Here is a 22,539-nt window from a genome sequence, read left to right as displayed (position 1 = left end):
GAGAGGACGAATTCATGGCTGGGTCACCTGCTTCGCGTCAGTGCAGAGCGGGCAGAGGGCGCCGATCCGGCAGCCCCGTCCTTGGGAGGCATGGAAGGCGTCGTACCGGGCCCCGGACATCACCTGAGCCGCCAGGGTGACCTGCTCCAAGGGCCAGCTGTCTCCCTCCCCCAATGCCGTCTGGCCCTGGAGATCGATCTTCTTGACCCCGGTCCCCACGTGCAGCAGTGCCGCACCCAGGCTGCCGGAAGGTCGCTCGGGCCGTGCTGTGCCGGAGCCCTGGTCCTCTCCTGCCGCGCTGGTCAGGGCCTGATCCACCGCTCCCAGGGAGACCAGCAACTGGTAGGCCCCGAGCTGGGCGTGGGTGACGATGTCATCCTTGGTGGGCTTGCCGCGCCCGGTCTTGAGATCGATGACGAACAGTTTCCCGTCGGCGGTCCGCTCGACTCGGTCGATCACCCCGCGGATCTGGACCGTACGGGTCAGGTCAGGCCGAGCCTCCGGAGTCACGGCACCGTCCTCGTCAGTGTGCTGGACCTCGGGCACGGGTACCTCGAGGGTGGCCTCGACCTGCAGCTCGCGGGCTTCGACCTCGCGGCCCTCCTGCTGGGCGGCGCGGAAGTACTGGGCGAGCTTGCCGATCATGGTCTCGGCCCGACGGCGGTCCCTCTCAGCCTCCCAACCCTCGTCCCGGCCGAGGCTGTGCCACCGTTGCTCGAGCTCCTTGAGCAGCACGTCCACTTCCGTCTCGGTCGGGTGATGTTCGGCGATCTCGTGGATGAGAGAGCCGAGCATGCGGCTGAAATCGGTGGCCTCCACTCCCCCGGCGGCACTGGTGAACCACTGCAGCGGGGACTCCACGGCGGTCTGCACGCTGGAGGGTGAGACCCGCACGACGTCCTCGGGGCCGAGCAGCGGATCCTCGGTGCTGAGTTCAGGGAGCCCCCACCACTGGTCCGGGTGGGCTCCGGTGAGCCCGTCGTGCGCCAGCCGGGCGAGCGCCCGGGCGGCGGCCTCACGTTCCTGCTCATCCGCCCGTGAGGCGGTGGCGCCGTCGAGCTCGCGCTGGAAGCTGTGCTCCAGGTGGCGGCGGAGCTCCGCGATGAGCCGCGGGGCGGTGATGGGCCGTGGGATGGCCGATCCGCGGGCCGTGCGCTCATTCGGGGGGACCACCAGGTCCAGCAGCATCGAAGGGCTCTCCTCCTGCCCGTGAACGGCGACGGCGAAGAGCCGGCGCTTGGCGCGGGAGACGGCGGAGGCGAAGAGCCGGTACTCGTCCTGCAGCACGGACATGCGTTTCACCAGCGGAGACTGTGCAGAGGTGTCCGTGCGGCCTTCGACGACGTCGACGAGCTGGCCCCCGCCGAGAAGCTGACCGCGGGGGTTGAGGTTGGGCCAGGCCCCCTCCTGGAGTCCGGTGAGGATGACCGTGTCGAATTCGCGGCCGGCCGCACTGGCCGGGGTGAGGACCTCCACCGCCTGATCCCCGGCGGAGGTCTTCGCCAGAGTGTCCATGGGCAGCTCGAGGCGCTCCATGTGGTCCACGAACGCCTGAGGCGTTGCTCCCGGGTTCTGGTCCGCGAAGCGTTCAGCGGCCTGGAACAGCGCCATGACAGCGTCCAGGTCCTGATCCGCGACCCTCCCTTCGGCGGTCGGCTTGCGGGAGACACCAGCCCAGTGGGCGCTGACCCCGGCCGCGTCCCAGATCGCCCACAGCAGCTCTTCGGGCCCGACGGAAGCACCGAAGGCCGCTCGCCCGGACTGGATCATGGCGGCGATGCGCACGGCGCCCCGAGTCAGGTGGCGGTAACGTTCCTGCGCCTGCACTGCGGCGACGACCGGGTCCTCTGGGGTGTTGATGGCCGCACACAGCAGCTCGTCCGAGCTGCGCGGCTCGCCGATGGCACTGCGTCGTTCCTGCTGTCGCAGCACCTGGCGCAGGCTGCGCAGGGTCATGGAGTCGGCTTCTCCGTAGCGGCTGGTCAGCAGGGTGAGCGCCTCTGGCAGCTCGACGGGCTGCGCCTCGGGATCGGCGACGACGTCGAGGATCCGCAGCAAGGGATGGACGGCCGGCTCCTGGTTGAGGACCACATCGCTCATGGACTGCCGGACGGGGACTCCCTGGGCCTGGAACATGCGCACGAGGCGCTGCAGCATGGCCCCATTGCGCGCGATGACCGCGATCTCGTCGAACGGCACACCGGTCCGGTGGTGACGGTCCAGGACCTCCTGGAGGACGAACTGCTCGGCCAGGTAGTCCTGGGGCACGATCTCCACGGCGCAGGAGCCGGGTGCGGCGTGCGGCGCAGTGTCGGCGCCGTCGCCCAGGAGCTTCAGCCACGGCTGGCGGGGCTCCTGGGGGCCGATGGGAGCGAGGCGACGGACTGCTCGCGCGTAGGCGCGGCCCACCTCGGGGGCGATGCGGTGATTCCCCCGCAGCACCATCACTGAGGGGGCTGCGCCGGGGAGTCCGCCGTGCGGGTCTGGGGTCATCGCTCCGGAGACGCTGCGCCGCACGACGCCGTCGATCTCCAGGTCCGTCTCCGGGTTGAGCGTCATGCCGCTGCGTTCTGCCGCTTCAGCGGTGAGGCGCTGCGGGGCGATCGTCCAGCTGCGCAGCTTGTCGGGGCGAGCGCCGCGGAACCCCTGCACCGCAGTCTCTGGGGTGGCGAAGGCGATCACGTCCTGGCCTGCTCCGATGAGTCGCAGCAGACGGAACACGCTGGGGGTCGCCTCGTGGACGTCGTCGACGACCACCCGTTGCAGCCGGAGCCGTTCATCGTCGAGGAACTCCGGATTCTCCTCCAGCAGGTTGCAGGCCTCGTTGATCAGCCCGGCGGGGTCGAATGCGTCAGCGTTGGAACCGGCGTCGAGGTCCTCGCGGTAGCTCTCATAGAGGTCCGCAGCGGCCCGCCATTCAGGGCGGCCGCAGGCGTCTGCGAGCGCCCGCAGCTGGCCCGGGGAGACCCCGTACTCGGCGGCGCGGTCGAAGAGTTCACGGATCTCCTTGCGGAATCCGTCGGTGCCCGCCGCTTCACGGAGCGCGGAGGGCCAGTGAACGGCGACCAGTCCCGTGGTGGGGTCCGGCGCGAGCAGCTCGCGGATGATGCTGTCCTGCTCAGCACCGGAGAGCAGGCGTGGCTGCCGGGCTCGGAAAGAGAGGATCTCCCGGCGTCGCGCCTCGCCGAGGAGCCAGAAGGCGTAAGAGGCGAAGGAGCGCGACGGCTGCTCCGAGAGCGACCCGCCCCGACCGGTGGTGTCGCGGCGCGCCCAGGAGGTCTCGATCTCGTCCCGCAGCGCCGCCGAGGACGCCCGAGTCGGCGAGAGCACGAGGAGCCGGTGCGAGTCCAGGCCGGCTTCCAGATGCCGCAGGGCCAGTTCAGCGGTCAACGTCGACTTGCCGCTGCCAGGGCCCCCATGAACCAGGACGGGGCCGTGTCCGGGCTCGGCGACTGCGGCGAGGACCTGACCTTGGGACGCATCGAACTCCATGCCACTCATTCAATCAGAGGGGTGTGACATGCCTGGTTCAGGGGGAGCAGAGCCAGGTGATTCCCGGAATCAGGAATGCTCGCCGATCCAGTTGCCGTGCTCGTCATACTGATCCTCGAAGATCTTCGGGGGCCGATCACCTGGCTCCAGCTCCACCGGCCCGTTGCAGCCCCACTCCTCCTGGCTTCGGCAAGGACCCGAGACATTGCGGCTGGACTGGCGCCAGATGTCGGCCTCCCCCGGCGACGAGGCGACGTCCGAGGCCCCCGGGATCACGACCCACTCTCCGCCGTCGACGCGGTACTGGCCGGAGAACGTCGTGGTCAGAGTGACGTCGAAGACCCCAGTCTCGGTGTACACATGGCTGGTCGGCGTCTCAGCATCCGTCTTGTCCACCGGTTCACCCGCCCAGTACTCCGGCAGCGGCTCGCCTGGCTGATAGGTGGTGCGCTGGTTCCCGTCGCCGTAGTCCCACTGGAAGCTCTCAGGGATCGCGCGGATCTCCACGTCGAAGCCCAGCAGCTCCGTCTCGACGATCTGTTCCTCCACGTCCGCGAACATGTGCGTGTGTCGATTGAGATAGCCGAAACCCAGCAGCGACTCTTCGAAGGACACCGAGCCGCCGTCGATCTGCAGAGTCGAGAACTCCTCCTCCACGGCACCCGGTAACTGGGCGAGAAGGTCGACGACGTCATCCTCCTCGTCGTCATCACCGATGATCCCGCCAGTGGTCACACACCGGAGGCCCGCATTGCCCTGATCGTCCTCGACAGACCCCACATTTTGACCTTGGTTGTAACACAGGCGGCTCAGTACCTCACGGCAGTCTTCCAGGGCTGCTCCTACCTCGTTCGCACAGTACGCGTTGACGTCTAGTTCCGTTTGCTCATCAGCCGCTGCCGGATCACGCACAGGCGATAGCCCGCCGTCCGAATTGGTGTCTTCCGGGGTGCCGGATTCGTTTCCGTCGCCGTCAGGCGCCGCATCTCCAGAGTCATCCGGATTCACGTCCCGGACTCCGCGGATTTCGAAAGTGTCCTCGGAGGCATCGCCGAAGAACTCCTCAGCCCCCGGTGGCGATGCTGAGGCATGAGCAACGCCCCACAGCATGCCGGTTGCCACCATGAAGATCAACGTTCCCGAAAATAGCCTTCGCGTGATCATCTGACTCCTGAAGTGCTGCTCCCGCCAGCCATGCACTTTTAATCGTCCGAAGGTTCGACGTTAACTTCCTGGAGCTCCCAGCGTCCGTCAATGAAGTCGAGGGCGGCTTCAGCAACCTCGAAGGTCGTGCCGCCACCTTCACCCAGCTCGTCGCCATCCTTGTAAGCGACAAAGATCCCCTCGTAAAACTCGAATGCGACGTAAGCGCGGGAATCGACGACGTTGGTTGCGAAGGCCCTGTCAATGGACGATCCTTCGCTCTCGTACCAGTTGTCTCCACTCGAGTAGACCCCGGTCATCCGCTCCGTCACGTTCTGACAGTGCTCGCAGTCTTCAGATGAGATTTCCCACATGGGCTCGTCATCTCCGGTGAGCTGCAAGTAGTTGCGAGTCTCGACCCAGTGCTCCAACATGGCGATCGCCCCGTCCCCGGTCTCCTGATACACCTCATCGGGAACCTCAGGCTCGGGCCAGTTCTCCGCCGGGCCCTCCGAGGACGCCGGCACCGGCTCCGGTTCCGGCTCCGGCTCAGCCTCCGCAGCCTCCTCCGTCACCTCGCCGCTCTCGCTGCCCTCATCCACCTGATCGGTTTCCGTCGAGGCCGTGGATTCCGGCCCCTCAGGTTCATCAGACGGCCCGCACCCCGTCAGCAGCATCCCGCATACCACTGCCATGCTCAGCGGCCCCACTCGCCTCTGCGCGACCTTTCGTCCTGCTCCGTTCACGTCACTCTCCATGAGTCGTTCAGTTCTGCCACCATCACACCCTAGCGACACCGGCCATCGCGTGGGCCCTCATGTCCTGGCCTGTGGAGAACTCAGAAGTGTCGTCCTCGGATCGCGGCACGCCGCGACCAGCCGTGTCACACCCCCGAGATAGTGTGGAGGTGTGGACAACCCGATGCTCTTCGACCTCCCCGCCAACGGCGACTCCTGGCACCTGGGCCGCCGGGTCGGCTTCGACCTGGAGACGACCTCTCGTGACCCCCGGGTCGCCCGGATCGTCTCTGCCGCCGTGGTGATCTTCGAACCTCACGACGAAGTCTCCCCCGGCCTGACCGCGCCCGCCTCCTCCGTCCGAGTGCAGGAGTGGCTGGTGAACCCGGGTGTGGAGATCCCGGCCGAGACCACCGCCATCCACGGCATCACCACCGAACGGGCACAAGCCGAGGGCCAACTGGCGGCCGAAGCGATCCCCCAGATCGTCTACGCGCTCTCCCAGGAGTTCGCCTCGGGCACACCGGTAGTCATCTTCAACGCCCCCTATGACCTCACCGTCCTGGCCCAGGAGGCTCAGCGCCACGGCGTCGGTTTCCCCACCGCCATCCCGGTCATCGACCCGCTGGTCATCGACAAGCAGGTCGATCAGTTCCGGCGCGGCAAGCGCACGCTGGGGCACCTCTCCACGCACTATCAGGTGGAGCTCGACGACGCCCACTCGGCCGCCCCGGACGCCTGGGCCGCCGTCGAGGTCGGCAACGCCCTGGCCGCTCGATACCCGCAGATCCAGATCCCCGCAGCGGACCTTCATCAGCTGCAGATCGGCTGGAAGGCCGAACAGGCCGCGTCCCTGCAGGAGTACTTCCGCAAGACCCGCCCGGACGCCGTCGTAGACCCGAGTTGGCCCATGTGATGAGGTGGTTCCATGGCTGATTCACAGACAGCACAGATTCAGGACGCCTCCCCGGAGAAGCCCGCGCTCGGGGCGCCCCATGACGGCTGGGCCGCGTTTCTGCTGACAGTCTCCGCAACCGCCTTCTTCTTCGGCCACGGGTCCCTGCCGGTTCTCTCCGAAGACCGCTCAACCGGCTACTGGATCCTGTTTCTCCTGAACACCGTCCTCTTCGGTGGTGCCGTGATCGGGTCCATCCACTACTGGATGCGCTCCCACGGCGCCACGCGCCTCACCGGCGCCGCGATGCCGATGATGGCCCTTACGGCCGCCCTCATGGCCGTGCTCATGTGGGTGCTTCCGCATCTGCGCGACTCCCTCAACAGCCACGTCGGCTACGCCCTCGCCTGCCTGGCCATCGCCACACTCGCCGTCGCACCGCTGCAGTCCGTGATCTCCCACGACCCCCAGAAACACTCCGAACTCACCTGACCTCATCATCCCGACGCCCCAGACCCCGCTCCGGCCCCGAGATCACCGACTCAACGCCACCCGGAACCCGGCATGCCCCAAGGACGTGTCCGCCGTCGCGGAGCTGCGGGCCGAGGTCCGGTACCGCCGGCAGTAGGACTCGTGGCACATGTACGACCCACCCCGCATCACTGGCTCGTCCGAGTCCCCAGACCACCTGCTCGCCGTCCACTCCCACACATTGCCGATCACGTTGAACAGTCCGTAGCCGTTCGGCTCGAAGGACCGTACCGGAACCGTCCCCACCGGGCCGCCCGGCTCATCCGGGAAGGTGCCCGGGAAGATGTTCATCCGCCGCACACCGTCTGGGTCGCGCATCGCGCCCCACGGGTAGGGCTGCTGATCCAGACCCCCGCGGGCGGCGAACTCCCACTCCTGCTCCGACGGCAGACGAGCGCCCAACCAGTCCACATAGGCCACCGCATCCCGCTGCGAGACATGAGTCACCGGGTGATCCTCTCGGCCGCGCACCGAGGACCCCGGACCCTCCGGCGCGAACCACGTCGCCCCCGGCACCTGACACCACCAGGGAGCCTCCGCCACCCGAGGCAGCCGTTCAGCCGCCTGGGGCGCCAGCTTCCCGGCGAACACCAGGGAGTCTCCGCACCGCTCGGCATCGGTGACGTGCCCGGTGGCCAGCACAAACACCGCGAACTCCGCCACCGTGACTGTGGTCGCCGAGATCGCGAAGGGCTCCACCTCCACCGACCGCACCGGTCCCTCCCCGTCCTGCGGGTAGGCCAGCGCATCCTCACTGCCCATCCGGAAGGCCCCGCCGTCGAGCCCCACCAGGGCCAGCTCGCTCGGAGCCGCGGCGGCCAGTGCCTTCAGCTCAGCTCTGCCGGGGCCTGGGACGGCAGAGCCCACCGCACCGCCGTCGTCGGATAAGACATCAGAAGCCGCGGGAGAAGCAGGACCGGACGCCCCACGGGAGGCGGCGCAGCAGGTGGGTGCATCATCTGTCGAAGCCATCCCCACCACCTTAACCATCGCGAACATGTACGCTGGCCACGGCCCGTGCCTCCACGGGCGTCCACACTCACGCGCAGACCCAGAAGGAGGGATGCAGGATGACTGAAGAGCACGTCTCCCACCACGACGGAACCGTGTCTCCCCCTGCTGACGGAGCTACCGTCTCCCCTCCGAACATCGTGGTCATCCAGGCCGACCAGATGGCCGCCCAGGCCCTGGGCGCCTACGGCGACGAGGCAGCCAAGACGCCGCACATCGACGCGTTGGCCGCCGAGGGCGCGATCTTTGACCGGGCCTACTGCAACACTCCGCTGTGTGCGCCGTCCCGTGCCTCGATGATGACCGGCACCATGCCCTCCGAGCTGGGCTGCTTCGACAACGGCGATGACTTCGCCTCCTCCGAGCCGACCTTCGCGCACCACCTGCGCAACGCCGGCTACCACACCGCCCTGGTGGGCCGGATGCACTTCATCGGCGCCGACCAGCACCACGGATTCGAGGAGCGGCTCACCACCGACGTCTACCCAGCGGACCTGGACATGGTCCCGGACTGGGACCTGCCCTTCGACCAGAAGCTGCAGTGGTACCACGACGCCGAGGCCGTCTTCGACGCCGGGGTCTCAGAAGCCTCGGTCCAGCAGGACTTCGACGACGAGGTGGCCTTCCGCACGCTGCGCCATCTCAACGACCGGGTCCGGGCCCGCCAGTGGGCCGAAGCCCACGGAGAGCAGGCTCGGCCGTTCCTGATGGTGTCCAGCTTCATCCACCCGCATGACCCCTACGAGCCGCCCCAGGAGCACTGGGACCGGTTCGGCGACGGAGACATCCCGGACCCCGCCCATCCGGAGGTCCCGGACCCGGCCTCCGACCCGCACAGCCACCGGCTGCGGGCGATGAGCGGCTTCGACCTCCGGGACCCCGGCATCGACGAGGTGCGGCGGGCCCGTCACGCCTACTACGCGGCCGTCAGCTACATCGACGACCACGTGGGGCGCATCCGGGCGCAGCTGGAGAAGCTGGGGCTGATGGACAACACGGTCATCATCGTCACCTCCGACCACGGCGACATGCTCGGTGAGAAGGGCCTCTGGTACAAGATGTCCCCCTACGAGCAGTCCGCACGAGTCCCGATGATCATCCACGGACCGGAGCACCTGGTGCAGAAGGGCCGGTACCGGACCCCGGTCTCTCTGCTGGACCTGATGCCCACGCTGCTGCAGCTGGGGCAGGCCCCCGCGGCAGAGACCCGCGGGGACTCCATGCTGGAGATCGCCCAGAAGGAGGCCGCCGGAAAGCTCGACCCGGACAGCCGGGACGTCGTCATCGAGTATCTCGCCGAAGGCACCGTGCGCCCGCAGCTGACCATCGTCCGTGGGCCGCACAAGTTCATCACCTGCCCCGGCGACCCGGATCAGCTGTTCGACCTGCAGGCCGATCCTGACGAGCTGCGCAATGTGGCCGACGACCCGGCCTACGCCGACGTCGTCACCGCCCTGCGCGGTGAGCTGGACACCCGCTACGACCTCGCCACGCTCGAAGACCAGGTCCGGGCCAGCCAGCGCCGGCGTCGTCTGGTGGCCGAGGCGCTGAGCAAGGGCCAGGCGCGCAGCTTCGACTTCGACCCGGACCCGGAGCAGCGCTACGTGCGCGGGGACTTCTGGTCCGCCCTGAAGTACGGCACCATCCGCCAGTCGGCGGGCTGACGCAGCCCGCAGAACAACGAGTGGCCACGAATCACGGCATCTGGGGCTCTGACACGGCGTGTCACCCCGGAGATCCGGTGATTCGTGGCCACTCGATCTGTCTATGCGGCTGCGGCAGCCTCGGCCGCCTTCGGCAGGGCGTCGAGGATCCGCTGGACGGCGGCGTCGTCGTGGGCGGCGGAGAGGAACCAGGCCTCGAACACGCTGGGCGGCAGGTACACCCCGGCCTCCAGCATGGCGTGGAAGAACGGCCCGTAGCGGAAGGCCTCCTGAGCCTGCGCCTGCGCGTAGTTGCTCACTCCGGCGGCCGAGGTGCCGAAGGCCACGGAGAACAGGGAGCCGACCTTCTGGATGGAGTGGTCCACCCCGGCGGCGTCCAGCGCCTCTCCCAAGGCGGAGGCCACGACGTCGGCCTGCCGGTCGATGTGCTGGTACACCTCCGCGGTGGCGTGCTCGAGGGTGGCCACACCGGCGGCCATCGCCACCGGGTTTCCGGAGAGCGTGCCCGCGTGGTAGACGGGCCCGGTGGGCGCCAGGTGCTCCATGATCTCGCGCCGTCCGGCCACCGCGGCGGTGGGAAGCCCCCCGCCGATGACCTTCCCGAACGTGAACAGGTCCGGGAGCCAGCCCTCCACCCGGCCGGAGGCGCCCCAGTACCCGGCCTCGGTGATGCGGAAGCCGGTCATGACCTCGTCGAAGATCATCAGCGCACCGTGCCGGGAGGTGATCTCCCGGATGAAGGCGTTGAAGCCCTCCCCCGGGGGCACCACGCCCATGTTCGCCGGGGTGGCCTCGGTGATGACGGCGGCGACGTCGTCGCCCCGCTCGGCGAAGACCTGCTCCAGGGCGGCGCGGTCGTTGTACTCGATCACGATGGTCTCGGAGGCCTGCGCCTCGGTCACCCCGGCCGAGCCGGGCAGCCCCAGGGTGGCCACGCCTGAGCCGGCGGCGGCCAGCAGCCCGTCCGAATGCCCGTGGTAGCAGCCGGCGAACTTGATCACCAGGTTCCGTCCGGTGGCGCCTCGGGCCAGGCGGATGGCCGTCATCGTGGCTTCCGTGCCGGTGGAGACCATGCGGATCATCTCCGCGCCGCGCCCGGCCTCATCCTGAACCCGGGAGCGCACCAGCTCGGCCAGTCGCGTCTCGGCGGGATGGGAGGTGCCGAAGCCCAGGCCGGCGTCGACGGCGGCGTGCACGGCCTCGATGACCTGCGGGGGCTTGTGCCCCAGCAGCGCCGGCCCCCAGGAGCCGACGAGGTCCACGTACTGCGTGCCCTCGGCGTCGGTGAGGTAGGGCCCCTCGGCGGAGACCATGAACGCCGGGGTCCCTCCGACCGAGCCGAAGGCCCGCACCGGGGAGTTCACCCCGCCGGGCATCAGGTCGCGGGCGGAGTCGAAGAGCTGCTGGTTGGTCTGGGGGTTCGTCACGGAGTCCTCTCGCATCACAGGGTCTACAGGTCAGGAATTCTCGCGCAGCCAGCCGGCGATCTCGGCGGCGTGATAGGTCAGCACGTTCGTGGCGCCGGCGCGGCGGATGGCGGTGATGGACTCCAGGATCACGGCCCGGCGGTCGATCCACCCCCGGGCGGCGGCTGCCTCGATCATCGCGTACTCACCGCTGACCTGATAGGCCGCCACGGGCACGTCGCTGATCTCGGCGACGTCGGCCAGGATGTCCAGGTAGGCGGTGGCGGGCTTGACCATGATCATGTCCGCACCCTCGGTGATGTCCAGCTCCGCCTCGCGCAGCGCCTCTGTCCGGTTGGGCGCGTCCATCTGGTAGGTGCGTCGGTCCCCGGAAAGCTGGGAGTCCACCGCCTCCCGGAAGGGACCGTAGAAGGCCGAGGCGTACTTGGCCGAATAGGCGAGGATCGGCACGTCCTGGTGGCCGGCGTCGTCCAACGCCTGGCGAATCACCGCCACCTGGCCGTCCATCATGCCGGAGGGCGCGACGACGTCGGCGCCGGCCTCGGCCTGGGCCACACCCATCTGCGCGTAGATCTCCAGCGTGGCGTCATTGTCGACCGCCCCGTCGGCGGTGAGCACCCCGCAGTGGCCGTGGTCGGTGAACTCGTCCAGGCAGAGGTCGCTCATCACCGGCAGCTCCTCCCCCACACGCTCCTTCACCGCCCGGATGCTGCGGTTCAGGATGCCCTCCGGGTCCAGGGATGCCGTGCCGGAGGCGTCACGGACGGCGGGGATTCCGAAGAGCATGATCCCGCCCAGGCCCAGCTCACGCGCCTCATCGGCGGCCTCGAGCAGCGTGGCCTCGGTGTGCTGCACCACCCCGGGCATGGAGCTGATCGGGCTGGGCTCGGTGAGCCCCTCGCGGACGAACACCGGAAGGATCAGATCGGCCGGGTGCAGCCGGGTCTCGGCCACCAGGCGGCGGAGTGCAGGGGTGCGGCGCAGGCGACGCGGGCGGCGGGCGGGGAAACTCACGCAGGAACTCCTGGGGTCTGGTGGACAGGACACGGCGGACTGGTCCGAGGGACACCCGGCACATGCGGCGGCACTGCCAGCGACATCCCCGCCCATTCTAGTGAAGCGGCCGGAGCGCTGCCGTCAGCTGCCCTGAGTGTTCGCGCACAGCGCCCGGGCCCCATCCCGACGACGGCACGCCCCTCACCCTCGCCGCAGCGCGCGCATCACCGCGCCGGCCGACACCCCGTCCAAGGTGCGTGCCGGGAGCCCCAGCTCAGCCAGCGTGACGGCGGTCGGCCGCCCGATCGCCAGCAGCCGTGGCCTCACGCCGTCGGCGAGCTTCAGCTGCGACCACGCCCGGGCCGCGGACGAACTGGTGACCAGCACGACGTCGGCGTCGGTGAGATCTCCCGGCCCCAGGGCCCCGGGGTCCTGCGACGGCGGGAGACCCCCGTCCGTCACCCTGCTGACCGTCTCATAGGCCGTCACCTGGGTGACGTCACGACCGGAGGCTCTCAGCCCCTCCACCAGCTGCGGCCGGGCCTGCGCCGACTGCGGCAGCAGCACCCGCTCTCCGGGCTCAGCGTCCGGGAGGCAGGTGAGGATTCCCGCAGCGCTGGCCTCGCGGTGCGGCATCCACACGTCTTCGGATCCGCGGGGCAGAGCCTGGGCGGTGCCAGACCCGGTCACCCCGATCCTGGTCCCCGACGGCACAGTGCCGTCCCAGCCCGCCTGCTGCAGAGCCCAGACGGTGGTGCGTGATGTCAGCAGCAGCCAGTCGACACGCCCCGCGGCCAGGTCGGCGACGGCGGCCTGCAGCTCCCCAAGGTCCTGCGGCAGCCGCTGCTCGGTCACCGGGAGGAACCCGACGTCGACCCCGACCTCGCGCAGCCCGGCCTCCAGCTGCCCGGCCTGATGGGGCCAGCGGGTGAGGACGATGCGCACAGCGACTCCTGAGAAGTGGTCGGCGGACAGGGCCTCTCCGAGCCTAGTGGCATCGGTCCAGGACGGCCCAGTCCGCAGCGGCCCGCTCAGTCCGAGGCCGTCTCCTCAGACGGCGATGACCCGACGAAGCGTGGGTCGGCTGGCGAGCACGCCGAGCAGCACCACCAGCACACCGAGCACCAGCACCCCGGCCACGGTGGCGGCTGAGGCCGGAGCCAGCAGCACCGCAGCACCCACCAGCGGCAGCGCCGTCGTCGCCGCGGCCAGCACGGCGATGAGCACCACCGCCAGCAGCGAGCGCATCACCGCCAGCCGGCGGATGGCCGCCAGCTGGGGCAGTTCGAAGCCCATCTTGGCCAGCGAAGAGTACAGGTCCCGCCGGTCCAGCACCTGGGCGGTCTGGCTGATGCCCACCGCGCAGGCTGTCATCACGAACGACACCGCCAGCGTCAGCAGCACGCCGCGCTGGACATCACCCAGCAGCATCAGGTCCGTGGGGTCCACCGAGCCGCTCGCCCCGAGGGAGGCCAGGCCCATCCCGGCGCCGGCGATCACCCCCACATAGGTGGTGATCGCGACGCCGCCGACCTGCTGCCACATCTGCTGCGGCGACTCCAGCACGCTGCGCGCGGCGATGAGCCGTTCCGCCGTCCCCGCCCGGCGGAGCTGCCAGCCGGTGACGATCTTCAGCACCCACGGCCCCAGCAGGTGGATCGCCACCAACGGCACCGCGATCGCCGCCAGCACCATGGTCAGCACCACGGCCATGGACCCCACGCCCAACACCTGAGCCAGCGTCTGGGCTATCACGAAACCCGCACCGGCGACGAGCAGGCGTACCCAGTGGACGCGTGCCGGGAGGGTGCGGGTGCGCACGCCCAGAGGCGTGATCTCGATGCGTCGCATCCCGACCGCCGCACTGGCCACCGCCACCAGCACCAGCACGGCCGCGGTGCCCACCAGCATGAGCGGGCCCATCCACAGCCCGTCCACCCCCATGCGTTCGCCGGCGAAGGGCAGCAGCCCGACCAGCGGCATCAGCGCCAGGTACAGGACGGCCCCACCGACGACGCCGGCGACCGCCAGCACCGCGGACTCGGCCAGCGCCAGACCGCGCAGCTGACGGCCGGAGGCTCCGAGCAGCCGCAGGCTGGAGAGCCGTTCGTCCCGACGGCGGGCCATCAGCCGCGCCGAGGACGCCATGAGGAGCACCATGGGCACCGTCAGCAGCACCAGCGCGACGGCGGCCAGCACCATGTAGAGGCCGGCCAGCTCCCCCTCGATCCGGAAGAACCAGGCCGCCCCGCCCACCACCATGTAGGCGATGCCGCTGGTGATCGAGAAGGCCGCCACCGGCAGCGTCCAGACCTCCCGCTGGCTGAACAGCCGAGACAGGAACAGGCGGTTCATGCGGCCACCTCCGCGGAGTCGTGGACCACGCGGCCGTCCTGCAGGCGGATCAGCCGCGAACAGCGGGCGGCCACGGACTCGTCATGGGTGACCATGACCAGCGGGGCTCCCCGCGAGACGGTGGAGCTCAGCAGGGCGTCGAGCACCGACTCGGAGGTCGCGGAGTCCAGCGCACCGGTGGGCTCGTCGGCGAACACCACGGCCGGCTCGTTGACCTGGGCCCGGGCGATGGCCACCCGCTGGGCCTGTCCGCCTGAGAGCTGCCCGGGGCGGCGCTGCTCGAATCCGGCCAGGCCCAGGGCGGCGAGCCAGCCGGCCGCCCGCTGCTCGGCCGCGGCCCGCGGCGTGCCCGAGACCATGAGCGCGACGGCGACGTTCTCGAGGGCGGTCAGCTCGGGAAGCAGCAGCCCCTCCTGGAACACGAAGCCGATGTGCTCCCGGCGCAGCCGGGCACGCTGCTCGGCGTCCATGGTGGACATCCTCAGAGGGGCCTGTCCCGCCGCGGGGCTGAACTGCACCTCGCCGGTGTCCGCAGGCAGGATGCCGGAGAGCACATGCATCAGGGTGGTCTTGCCGGACCCGGACGGGCCCATGATGGCCACCGACTCCGAAGGGCGGACGGTCAGCCCGGCGTCGACCAGCGCCTGGGCGGAGTCATAGGTCTTGGACAGCGAGTGGGCCTGCAGCACAGGCGGAGCGGAAGTGATCATGCCTCCAGCATCCGCCGACGGGCCGCCCCGGCACATCGGAGCAGAGGTGGAACCTGGGCTCATCCTGCAGGATGAGCCGCTCCGCCCTCCGGAGGGGCTCAGGTGTCGATCACATGGGCGAGCAGCCCGGTGTCCTCGGCGATCAGCTGCTCGGCCACCTGCGTGCCGAGCTCCACGGCCCGCGGCACCGACCCCCCGGCCGCGGCGAGGGGCAGCTCGGCCTGGGCCCGCTGCACGGCCGAGCCGTCGGGTGCGCACACCACGGCGCGCAGCTGCAGCACGGCGGGCCCGTCGGTGTCCTCGGAGAAGCGGGCGAGCCCGCCGATCGGTGCGGAGCATCCGGCGTTGAGCCGGGCCAGCAGCGCCCGCTCGGCGGTGGTCTCCAGGCGGGCGGCGGCGTCGTCGTAGGCCTGCAGCGCCATGGCCAACGGCGCCTGGCCGACGGCGTCCTCGGCGCGGACCTCCACGGCGAGCGCCCCCTGGCCGGGGGCCGGCAGCATGACCCCCGGGTCCAGCAGCTCGGAGATGTGGTGCTCCAACCCGAGCCGGCGCAGGCCGGCGCCGGCGAGCACGACGGCGTCCAGGTCACCCCGGGCGGCGTCAGGCGCCTGGGTGGAGACCTCCCCGGCCTCCTCCCGGCCCCGCACCCGCGCCAGCCGGGTGCCGACGTTGCCGCGGATGTCCACGATCTGCAGGTCGGGGCGGGCTGCCAGCAGCTGGGCGGCACGGCGCGGGGAGCCGGTGCCGACCTTCGCCCCGTCGGGCAGCGCGCTCAGCGGCGCGTCCCCGGCGGAGCAGAGCGCGTCACGAACGTCCTCCCGCACGGGCACGGCGGCGATGCTCAGCCCGTCGAGGTCCTTGGCCGGAAGGTCCTTCAGCGAATGGACGGCCACGTCACAGGTGCGGTCGAACAGGGCCTGGCGCAGCGCGGAGGCGAAGACGCCGGTGCCGCCCATCTGGGCCAGCGGACCGGTCAGGATGTCCCCGTCGGTGCGCACCGTGATGAGCTCATGGCCCAGCCCGGAGGAGTCGCTCAGCGCCTGGGCCACCGTGGTGGTCTGGGTCATCGCCAGCCGACTGCCTCGGGTGCCGACGCGGAACTGTTCCATCACTCGTCCTCCTGCGGATCATGCGGCGAGGGCCTCCGCTCCCGGTGGAGCGGAGGCCCTCCGCGGCGGATCGGTGCTGCCTGTTCCGGCAGCGGCCACGGCGTGGTGCCGGGACCATCCTCTCAGGCCGAGGGCTCCTCCAGCGGGGTGCCCCAGCCGCCGTCGCCGGTGAGGTCGCTCCAGTCACCGGGCACGGTCTGCTCGCCGGCGGCCAGCGGACGGCCCTCGGCGTCGAGCATGTACTCCCCCAGGATGTCCACCAGACCGGAGACGAACGCCGGGTGCACACCGGTGGTCGGCGCCCGGTGGAAGGCCAGGCCGTGCTCCTCGGCGGTCTCCTTGGCCTCGGTGTCGAGGTCCCAGATCACCTCCATGTGGTCGGAGATGAACCCGAAGGGCATCACCACCACACCGGCGTAGGACTCCGCGTCCTCCTCGATCTGGTCATTGATGTCCGGCTCCAGCCACGGAGTGCGCGGGTCGCCGGACCGGGACTGGAACACCACCTGGTGGTCCAGCCCGGCGGCCTCCTCCACGGAGTCCATGAGGTGGTCGGCCAGGGCCTGGTGCTGGGCGGTGTAGACGTCGGTGCCGAAGATCTCCTTGATCCGGGCCGGACCCTGCCGTTCCGCCACCGCCGTGGGGATCGAGTGGGTCACGAAGAGGACCTTGATGCGGCCCTCGGGCTTCCCACCCGCCTCCAGCTGGGCCCGGACGTCCTTGACGCCGGCAGCCAGGAACTCGGCGTTGGGATGAGTGAAGGCCTTGTCATAGAAGAACTGACGGACCTTCACCAGGGTCAGCTCGCCCTCCAGCCCGGTGTCCTTCAGCGTCCGCTCGAAGTCCTCCAGGTACTGGTCGTTGCTGGAGTACCCGGCGTAGGCGGAGGTCACCAGCACCAGCACGCGACGGTGGCCCGCGTCGTGCATCTGGCGGAAGGTGTCGGTGAAGTAGGGGTCCCAGTTGCGGTTGCCCCAGTACATCGGGACGTCGATCCCGCGCTCAGCGAGCTCCTCCTCCAGCGCGCTCTTGAGCTGGCGGTTCTGCTCGTTGATCGGGCTCACGCCGCCGTTGGCGCGGTAGTGGGTGGCGACCTCCTCGAGGCGCTCGTCCGGGATCCCGCGGCCGGCGGTGACGTTGCGCAGGAACGGGATGACGTCGTCCTGACCCTCCGGACCGCCGAAGCTGGCCAGCAGGACGGCGTCGTAGACGGCGCGCTCGCCCTCGGCGGGGGCCTGGGGGATGCTCTCAGGTGCGGTGGTCATGTCAGATGAGAACCTCAGCAATCTCGTCAGTGCTCTTCAGGCGGCGTCCGGTGTAGAACGGAGTCTCGTCCCGGACGTGGTATCGGGTCTCCGACTCGCGCAGACGACGCATCATGTCCACGAGGTCGGTCAGGTGCGGCGACTCCAGGCCGAGCAGCCACTCCCAGTCGTTCAGGGCGAAGGCGCTGGTGGTGTTGGCCAGCACGGAGGGGAACTCTTGGCCCAGCATGCCGTGCTCGCGCAGCATGGTGCCGCGCTTCTTCGGGTCCATGAGGTACCAGTCGTAGGACCGGTTGAAGGGGTAGACGACCAGCCAGTCCTCGGCCTCCACGCCGAGGGTGAAGGCCGGCACGTGGCTGCGGGCGAACTCCGCGGTGCGGTGCACGCCCATCGCCGAGAACACGATGCGGGAGGAGCCCAGCAGCCCGGTGCGGTGCAGACGGCGCAGCGCCGCCTGCAGGGCCTCGGCGGAGTGGGCGGTCAACCACGTCATCACATCGGCGTCGGCACGCATCCCGGAGACGTCGTACACGCCGCGCAGGACGACCTCGTCCTCGGCCAGGGCGGCGACGGCGTCGTCGAACTCCCGGGCCCGCGGGGCGATCTGTTCGGTGCCGGCCTGCGGGCCGCGGACGGCCTCCGCCGAGCTGTCCGTGCGGGCGAAGACCGTGTACAGGGTGTACCAGTCCTTGCCCGAGCTGTTGACCTCTTCCGGGGTCCTCTGCGCGTTGCGGCCGTAGCTCATGCTCTCCTCCTGCTTCTCGGCGCCGCCCCAACCCTATCGGGAGGGCCTGACACGGCGCGCGATCGTTCTTCTACATTATGTAGAAAATCTGTGGTCCGTGACAGACGGACCCGGTCTCATGTGGCGAGTCTCATGTGGCGAGAATCTCAGCGGCGGTCGCGCGCGCATCCGGCACCACCCGGGCCAGACCGGTCCCAGAGAACCAGCTGCCCACCACGCTCACCGCGGAGCCGGCCAGCTCGCCGCGCATCCCCCGAATGCGCCGGGCATGCCCGGCCGTGGCCTGCGGCAGCGCCTTCTCCCAGCGCACCACATCAGCCTCCGCGACCCGATCCCCGAGTCCACCGATTCCGCACAGCGTGCCGACGTCGGACCTGGCGGCAGCCAGCAGCTCCGCGTCGCTCGAGTGCATCCCCAGCGCTCCGGAGCCGGGGGCGTCGGTCACCCGTCCGTAGGACAGGCGCACCAGATGCCGGCCGGCGCCCAGCGCCTCCGCCACCCACGGCCATTTCGCCGAGACATGCGTCATCGCCTTCGCCCCGACGCCGTCGACGCCCGGGGCCACCAGCATGCCGGTGCCCCGCGGGCGCCCGTCCAGCTCCGGGGCGTCCAGGAGCATCGAGACCAGGGCGACGCCGCGGCCGCGAGGCTCCGGCGTTCCGGCTCCGAATCCGGATCCGGATCCAGAGCCGCCCGGCACGTCGGCGTCGGCGTCCTCGGCTGCGATCGGGCCCAGAACAGGCTCCACCAGGCGTGCGGCGGCCGGAGCGTCCACGGCGAGGACCACATGATCATGGGCGGCGCGCAGCCCGGCGAGCGCGGTGACAGGCTCCCGCAGGCGGATGTCCGCCCCACCGGCTCGCAGCTGCTGCTCCAGCGCCCGGATGAGCGTGGCCATCCCGCCGTGCAGCGAATTCACCGCAGACCCCGGCGGTGCCTGCGCACGCACCGCGGCCACCCCGCGGGCCAGGGACCCCTCCCGCAGCATCGCCTCGACCAGCCCGGGCGCCGCGTTGCCGACGTCGAGCTCCTCCGGACGGGCCGAATGGACCCCGGAGACGATGGGGGTGACCAGCCGCTCCAGCACCTCGGGCCCCATCCGGTCGAGGACCAGCTCACCGACGGTGATGTCCTCCCGGTGCCGCCATGCCTCCACGGGCTCCGTGAGATCGGCGGAGGCGCGTTCCGCGGCCTCACACCCGAGGATGCGCACCACGTCGTCGGCCAACGGGTCGGCCGGGATGCCCAGGATCCCCGTGGCAGGCAGCGGCGCGGCCAGATCCGGCAGCTGCAGCCAGGCACCGTCCGGCGTCGGCGCGATGACCTGCTCACCCAGGCCGAGCTCTTCGACGAGCCGCGGCACGGCGGGCGAACGCGTGGCGAAGGCCTCCGCGCCGGCGTCGACCTCGATCCCACCCAGCCGGTGGGTGCCGATGGCTCCGCCCAGACGCGGCTCCGCCTCCAACAGCGTCACCTGCCAGCCGCCGCGGAGCAGATCCCAGGCGACCACCAGGCCGGCGATCCCTCCCCCGACGACGGCGACGGAGCGGCTCATGCGCGCGTCGGCTCGATCTCCGCCGGAGAGATCGAATGGATCAGCGAGACCACGCGGGTCAGGACCTCCGGGTCCGTGCTCGGCGGCACTCCGTGGCCCAGGTTGAGCACATGCCCGGCCGCACCCGAGCCGGCGGCGACGACGTCGCGCACATGGGCCTCGAGGACGTCCCAGTCGGCGGTCAGCAGCGCCGGGTCGATGTTGCCCTGCAGCGGGGTCTGCGCACCCAGGCGGCGCGTGGCCTCGGCCAGGTTCACCCGATAGTCGATGCCCACGACGTCCGCCCCGGCCTCCTTCATCAGGTCCAGGATCTCGCCGGTGCCGGTGCCGAAGTGGATCAGCGGGGCGCCCAGTCCGGCGACGTGGGAGAACGCGGCGGCGGAGTGCTTCTGCACGTGGGCGGCGTAGTCGTCCCGGCCCAGAGAACCGGCCCAGGAGTCGAAGAGCTGCGCGGCGGAGGCCCCGGCCATCAGCTGGGCGCGCATGAAACGGCCGGAGACGTCGGCGGCCCAGGAGGCCAGGGCGTCCCAGGTCTCGGGGTCGGCGTGCATCATGGTGCGCGGGCCCAGGTGATCCCGGGAGGGCCGCCCCTCCACCATGTAGGCGGCCAGCGTGAACGGTGCTCCGGCGAAGCCGATCAGCGGAGTGGAGCCCAGCTGCTCCACGGTCCGGGCCACCGCCTCGGTGATGGGCGCGAAGGCGTCGTCGTCAAGCTGCGGGAGGGCCTCCACATCGGCGCGGGTGCGCACCGGGTGGGCCAGCACCGGGCCCACGTTGGGCACGATCTCCACGTCGATGCCGGCCAGGCGCAGCGGAATGACGATGTCGGAGAAGAAGATCGCCGCGTCGACGTCGTGGCGACGCACCGGCTGCAGTGTGATCTCTGCCGCCATCTCCGGGTCCAGGCAGGCGTCCAGCATGGAGGTGCCTTCCCGCAGGGCGCGGTACTCCGGCAGCGAGCGGCCGGCCTGACGCATGAACCACACGGGGCGGCGGCCAGGCCGCGCGGGGTCTCCGGCGGCGTCGCGTCCGCCGCGATACTCCACCAGCAGCGGGGATTCCGCGGTGACGCCGCCGGTCAGCGGGTGGTCGGCGGGCAGGACGTCGCCGGCCTGAGCCTGCGCCTGAGCGCGGCGGACCGCGGAGGTCCGCACGGGCGCGGTCATCGGCGAGGAGGCGGCCATGCCGGAGAATGTTTCAGAAGCCATGCCCCCAATTCTGCCTCTTTCTACGACGGGTTGTAGAATTGAGCCTGTCGTGACTCTGTTCTCCCTCGTGGCTACCCACGCCGACCTCGATCTCGAGACCGTCGGCATCCTCAGCTCAGGAGCGGCCGATGTGGCCGGTTCTGTCGATGTGCCTGCCGTGACGCTGGCGACCTGCAACCGTCTGGAGATCTACGCCGAGGCCTCCTCGGACGATCCGGCCGCTCTGGAAGCCAGTCGTGAGGAGCTCATCGACGCCGTCGCCGAGACCTCCGGCGTGGACCGTGACACCATCGCCTCCACCTTCCGCACGCTGGTGGAGGACGACGCCGTCAGCCACCTCTTCCAGGTCGGCGCCGGGCTGGACTCGGCCGTCATCGGCGAACGCGAGGTCGCCGGCCAGGTCCGCAAGTCTCTGGCCGACGCGCAGAACGCCGGGACCGTCTCCGGGAACCTCACCCGCCTGTTCGAGACGGCCACCCGGACGGCCAAGGACGTGGGAGCGCGCACCGCGCTGGGCTCCCGCGGCCGGTCCATCGTCTCGGTGTCCCTGGACATCGCCGGGGACATGCGCGGCGATGGTGCCGCGTTCTACCGCGACGCCTCCGTGGTGCTGATCGGCACCGGCGCCTACGCCGGGACCTCCCTGGCCCAGCTGCAGGAGCGCGGCGTGCGCGACATCGCCGTGTTCTCCGGATCCGGCCGCGCCGAGCAGTTCGTGGCCGAGCGCGGCGCCGCAGCCCGGGCACTGAAGATGGAGGAGCTCTCCGAGGCCTTCTCCGCGGCGGATGTGATCATCGGCTGCTCCGGCGGGAACCGGCAGATCACCGCCCAGGAGATCCGGACGCTGGCCGGCATGGGACCCGAGGGCCGGGAGAAGGACCTCACCGTCATCGACCTGGCCCTGTCCCATGACTTCACCCCTGAGGTCGCCGACCTGCCCGGCGTCGAGCTCATCACTCTGGAGTCGGTGAAGATGGCCGCCCCGGCGGAGACCGAGGACTCGCTGGAGCAGGCTCGCGAGGTGGTGGACGCCGCCGTCCAGGAGTACCTGACCGAGCGGCAGCAACGCAGCGCAGACGACGCCATCGTGGCCCTGCGCCGCCACACCCAGTCCGTCCTGGACGCGGAGATGGAGAAGGTCCGGAAGCAGCATGGCTGCACCGCCGCGGCCGAGGAGGTCGAGTTCGCGGTGCGGCGGATCGTGCGCAAGCTGCTCCACACCCCCACCGTCCGTGCCCGGGAGCTGGCGGCCGAGGGCCGGACCGAGGACTACGTGCAGGCCCTGCAGGACATCTTCGGGCTGGAGGTCGAGCCGCGGGAGCGGCCCGAGCGGGAGCAGCCCGCCAAGCGCCGTCGCGCCGAGGAGTTCACCCCGGCGGAGCTGGCCCAGATGGCCGCCCACCTGCAGAAGGTCCCCGACGGCGGCTTCTGCCCCCATCACCGCCCCGGCGAGTTCGCCGTGGAGCGCCTGGAGGTCGCGCAGCGGCTGACCCAGGCCCAGGCGTCCTGACCACGGCTCCCTGGAGCCCGCCCCTGTCGCCTTCTCGCCGTCCTGTCCGCTCGCCCTCCTGTCCGCTCGCCCTCTCCCTCTCGTGAGTTGGTCTGGAGTTGTGGGTACTACCTGATCCTCGCCGGGCTCAACGGTTCGGTGATCGTCGACCAGGCCACCGGGGCCACCCTGGCCCGGCGTCCCGTC

Annotated in this window: 18 protein-coding genes; 4 read left to right on the top strand and 14 right to left on the bottom strand. The window is 70.4% G+C overall.

Features of this window, described 5'->3' with window-relative positions; translation table 11 throughout:
• Positions 1–12: 12 nt before the first annotated feature.
• From SD455_RS03495 to SD455_RS03485, 3 genes are all read right to left on the bottom strand, one after another.
• Positions 13–3,492 carry an ATP-dependent helicase gene (locus SD455_RS03495; RefSeq protein WP_445507257.1) on the bottom strand — a complete coding sequence of 1,160 codons (3,480 nt, stop codon included), beginning with the start codon at positions 3,490–3,492 and terminating at the stop codon, positions 13–15.
• A 69-nt stretch (positions 3,493–3,561) separates the two neighbouring features.
• Entirely contained in the window at positions 3,562–4,272 is a 711-nt protein-coding gene (locus tag SD455_RS03490; protein ID WP_445507256.1) for a hypothetical protein, read from the bottom strand.
• A 422-nt stretch (positions 4,273–4,694) separates the two neighbouring features.
• A complete protein-coding gene (locus tag SD455_RS03485; RefSeq protein WP_445507255.1) occupies positions 4,695–5,381 on the bottom strand; it encodes a DUF6318 family protein in 687 nt (228 codons plus the stop codon).
• Positions 5,382–5,544: 163 nt separating this feature from the next.
• On the opposite strand from SD455_RS03485, the gene SD455_RS03480 reads away from it, so the two are divergent.
• Together SD455_RS03480 and SD455_RS03475 are read left to right on the top strand one after the other, a co-directional pair.
• A complete protein-coding gene (locus tag SD455_RS03480) occupies positions 5,545–6,288 on the top strand; it encodes a 3'-5' exonuclease (protein ID WP_445507254.1) in 744 nt (247 codons plus the stop codon).
• 12 nt (positions 6,289–6,300) lie between these two features.
• Positions 6,301–6,759, top strand: a complete 459-nt coding sequence (locus tag SD455_RS03475; RefSeq protein WP_070159354.1) for a hypothetical protein — start codon at positions 6,301–6,303, stop codon at positions 6,757–6,759.
• Between the two features lie 42 nt (positions 6,760–6,801).
• Here SD455_RS03475 and SD455_RS03470 read toward each other — a convergent pair whose 3' ends face one another.
• Positions 6,802–7,770: a formylglycine-generating enzyme family protein gene (locus tag SD455_RS03470; RefSeq protein ID WP_445507253.1), complete on the bottom strand. Its 969-nt coding sequence runs from the start codon at positions 7,768–7,770 to the stop codon at positions 6,802–6,804.
• A 98-nt stretch (positions 7,771–7,868) separates the two neighbouring features.
• Between SD455_RS03470 and betC the strand changes: the two genes are divergently transcribed.
• On the top strand, positions 7,869–9,473 hold the full coding sequence (betC, locus tag SD455_RS03465) for a choline-sulfatase (protein ID WP_445507252.1): 1,605 nt from the start codon (positions 7,869–7,871) through the stop codon (positions 9,471–9,473).
• A gap of 101 nt (positions 9,474–9,574) precedes the next feature.
• Here betC and hemL read toward each other — a convergent pair whose 3' ends face one another.
• The 10 genes from hemL to hemE all read right to left on the bottom strand — a co-directional run bounded on the left by hemL (position 9,575) and on the right by hemE (position 20,801).
• The gene (gene hemL / locus SD455_RS03460) at positions 9,575–10,900 is read right to left on the bottom strand and encodes a glutamate-1-semialdehyde 2,1-aminomutase (protein WP_442935357.1); all 1,326 of its coding nucleotides are present in this window, start codon (positions 10,898–10,900) and stop codon (positions 9,575–9,577) included.
• Positions 10,901–10,930: 30 nt separating this feature from the next.
• A complete protein-coding gene (hemB, locus tag SD455_RS03455) occupies positions 10,931–11,914 on the bottom strand; it encodes a porphobilinogen synthase (RefSeq protein ID WP_445507251.1) in 984 nt (327 codons plus the stop codon).
• 183 nt (positions 11,915–12,097) lie between these two features.
• Positions 12,098–12,841 (bottom strand): uroporphyrinogen-III synthase, encoded by a 744-nt coding sequence (locus SD455_RS03450; RefSeq protein ID WP_070159351.1) that lies wholly within the window; start codon positions 12,839–12,841, stop codon positions 12,098–12,100.
• Between the two features lie 105 nt (positions 12,842–12,946).
• Positions 12,947–14,251, bottom strand: a complete 1,305-nt coding sequence (locus SD455_RS03445; RefSeq protein WP_445507250.1) for an FtsX-like permease family protein — start codon at positions 14,249–14,251, stop codon at positions 12,947–12,949.
• Positions 14,248–14,961, bottom strand: a complete 714-nt coding sequence (locus tag SD455_RS03440) for an ABC transporter ATP-binding protein (protein WP_344682343.1) — start codon at positions 14,959–14,961, stop codon at positions 14,248–14,250. The genes SD455_RS03445 and SD455_RS03440 overlap by 4 nt, the downstream gene beginning before the upstream one ends.
• A gap of 98 nt (positions 14,962–15,059) precedes the next feature.
• A complete protein-coding gene (hemC, locus tag SD455_RS03435; protein WP_445507249.1) occupies positions 15,060–16,070 on the bottom strand; it encodes a hydroxymethylbilane synthase in 1,011 nt (336 codons plus the stop codon).
• A gap of 122 nt (positions 16,071–16,192) precedes the next feature.
• Positions 16,193–17,335: a ferrochelatase gene (locus SD455_RS03430; protein ID WP_070158362.1), complete on the bottom strand. Its 1,143-nt coding sequence runs from the start codon at positions 17,333–17,335 to the stop codon at positions 16,193–16,195.
• A 1-nt stretch (position 17,336) separates the two neighbouring features.
• The gene (hemQ, locus tag SD455_RS03425) at positions 17,337–18,080 is read right to left on the bottom strand and encodes a hydrogen peroxide-dependent heme synthase (RefSeq protein WP_070158363.1); all 744 of its coding nucleotides are present in this window, start codon (positions 18,078–18,080) and stop codon (positions 17,337–17,339) included.
• A gap of 130 nt (positions 18,081–18,210) precedes the next feature.
• Complete coding sequence (locus SD455_RS03420; protein WP_070158364.1) at positions 18,211–19,635, bottom strand: FAD-dependent oxidoreductase; 1,425 nt, start codon at positions 19,633–19,635, stop codon at positions 18,211–18,213.
• The gene (gene hemE, locus SD455_RS03415) at positions 19,632–20,801 is read right to left on the bottom strand and encodes a uroporphyrinogen decarboxylase (RefSeq protein WP_445507360.1); all 1,170 of its coding nucleotides are present in this window, start codon (positions 20,799–20,801) and stop codon (positions 19,632–19,634) included. Before hemE ends, SD455_RS03420 begins: the two co-directional genes overlap by 4 nt.
• 91 nt (positions 20,802–20,892) lie before the next feature.
• On the opposite strand from hemE, the gene SD455_RS03410 reads away from it, so the two are divergent.
• Positions 20,893–22,353 carry a glutamyl-tRNA reductase gene (locus SD455_RS03410; RefSeq protein WP_445507248.1) on the top strand — a complete coding sequence of 487 codons (1,461 nt, stop codon included), beginning with the start codon at positions 20,893–20,895 and terminating at the stop codon, positions 22,351–22,353.
• Positions 22,354–22,539 lie beyond the last annotated feature (186 nt).

It is taken from the genome of Nesterenkonia sp. K-15-9-6 (assembly GCF_052656005.1).
Note: the sequence above shows the minus strand (reverse complement) of the source record. Positions and strands in the feature narration are given on the sequence as shown.

What these genes read in the sequence shown, in the direction of transcription:
- SD455_RS03475 (WP_070159354.1), top strand. Translation starts at nt 6,301, where the DNA reads ATGGCTGATTCACAGACAGCACAGATTCAGGACGCCTCCCCGGAGAAG.
- hemE (WP_445507360.1), bottom strand. Translation starts at nt 20,801, where the DNA reads ATGACCGCGCCCGTGCGGACCTCCGCGGTCCGCCGCGCTCAGGCGCAG.
- SD455_RS03470 (WP_445507253.1), bottom strand. Translation starts at nt 7,770, where the DNA reads ATGGCTTCGACAGATGATGCACCCACCTGCTGCGCCGCCTCCCGTGGG.
- SD455_RS03495 (WP_445507257.1), bottom strand. Translation starts at nt 3,492, where the DNA reads ATGGAGTTCGATGCGTCCCAAGGTCAGGTCCTCGCCGCAGTCGCCGAG.
- SD455_RS03430 (WP_070158362.1), bottom strand. Translation starts at nt 17,335, where the DNA reads ATGACCACCGCACCTGAGAGCATCCCCCAGGCCCCCGCCGAGGGCGAG.
- SD455_RS03420 (WP_070158364.1), bottom strand. Translation starts at nt 19,635, where the DNA reads ATGAGCCGCTCCGTCGCCGTCGTCGGGGGAGGGATCGCCGGCCTGGTG.
- betC (WP_445507252.1), top strand. Translation starts at nt 7,869, where the DNA reads ATGACTGAAGAGCACGTCTCCCACCACGACGGAACCGTGTCTCCCCCT.
- SD455_RS03440 (WP_344682343.1), bottom strand. Translation starts at nt 14,961, where the DNA reads ATGATCACTTCCGCTCCGCCTGTGCTGCAGGCCCACTCGCTGTCCAAG.
- SD455_RS03445 (WP_445507250.1), bottom strand. Translation starts at nt 14,251, where the DNA reads ATGAACCGCCTGTTCCTGTCTCGGCTGTTCAGCCAGCGGGAGGTCTGG.
- hemQ (WP_070158363.1), bottom strand. Translation starts at nt 18,080, where the DNA reads ATGAGCTACGGCCGCAACGCGCAGAGGACCCCGGAAGAGGTCAACAGC.
- hemC (WP_445507249.1), bottom strand. Translation starts at nt 16,070, where the DNA reads ATGGAACAGTTCCGCGTCGGCACCCGAGGCAGTCGGCTGGCGATGACC.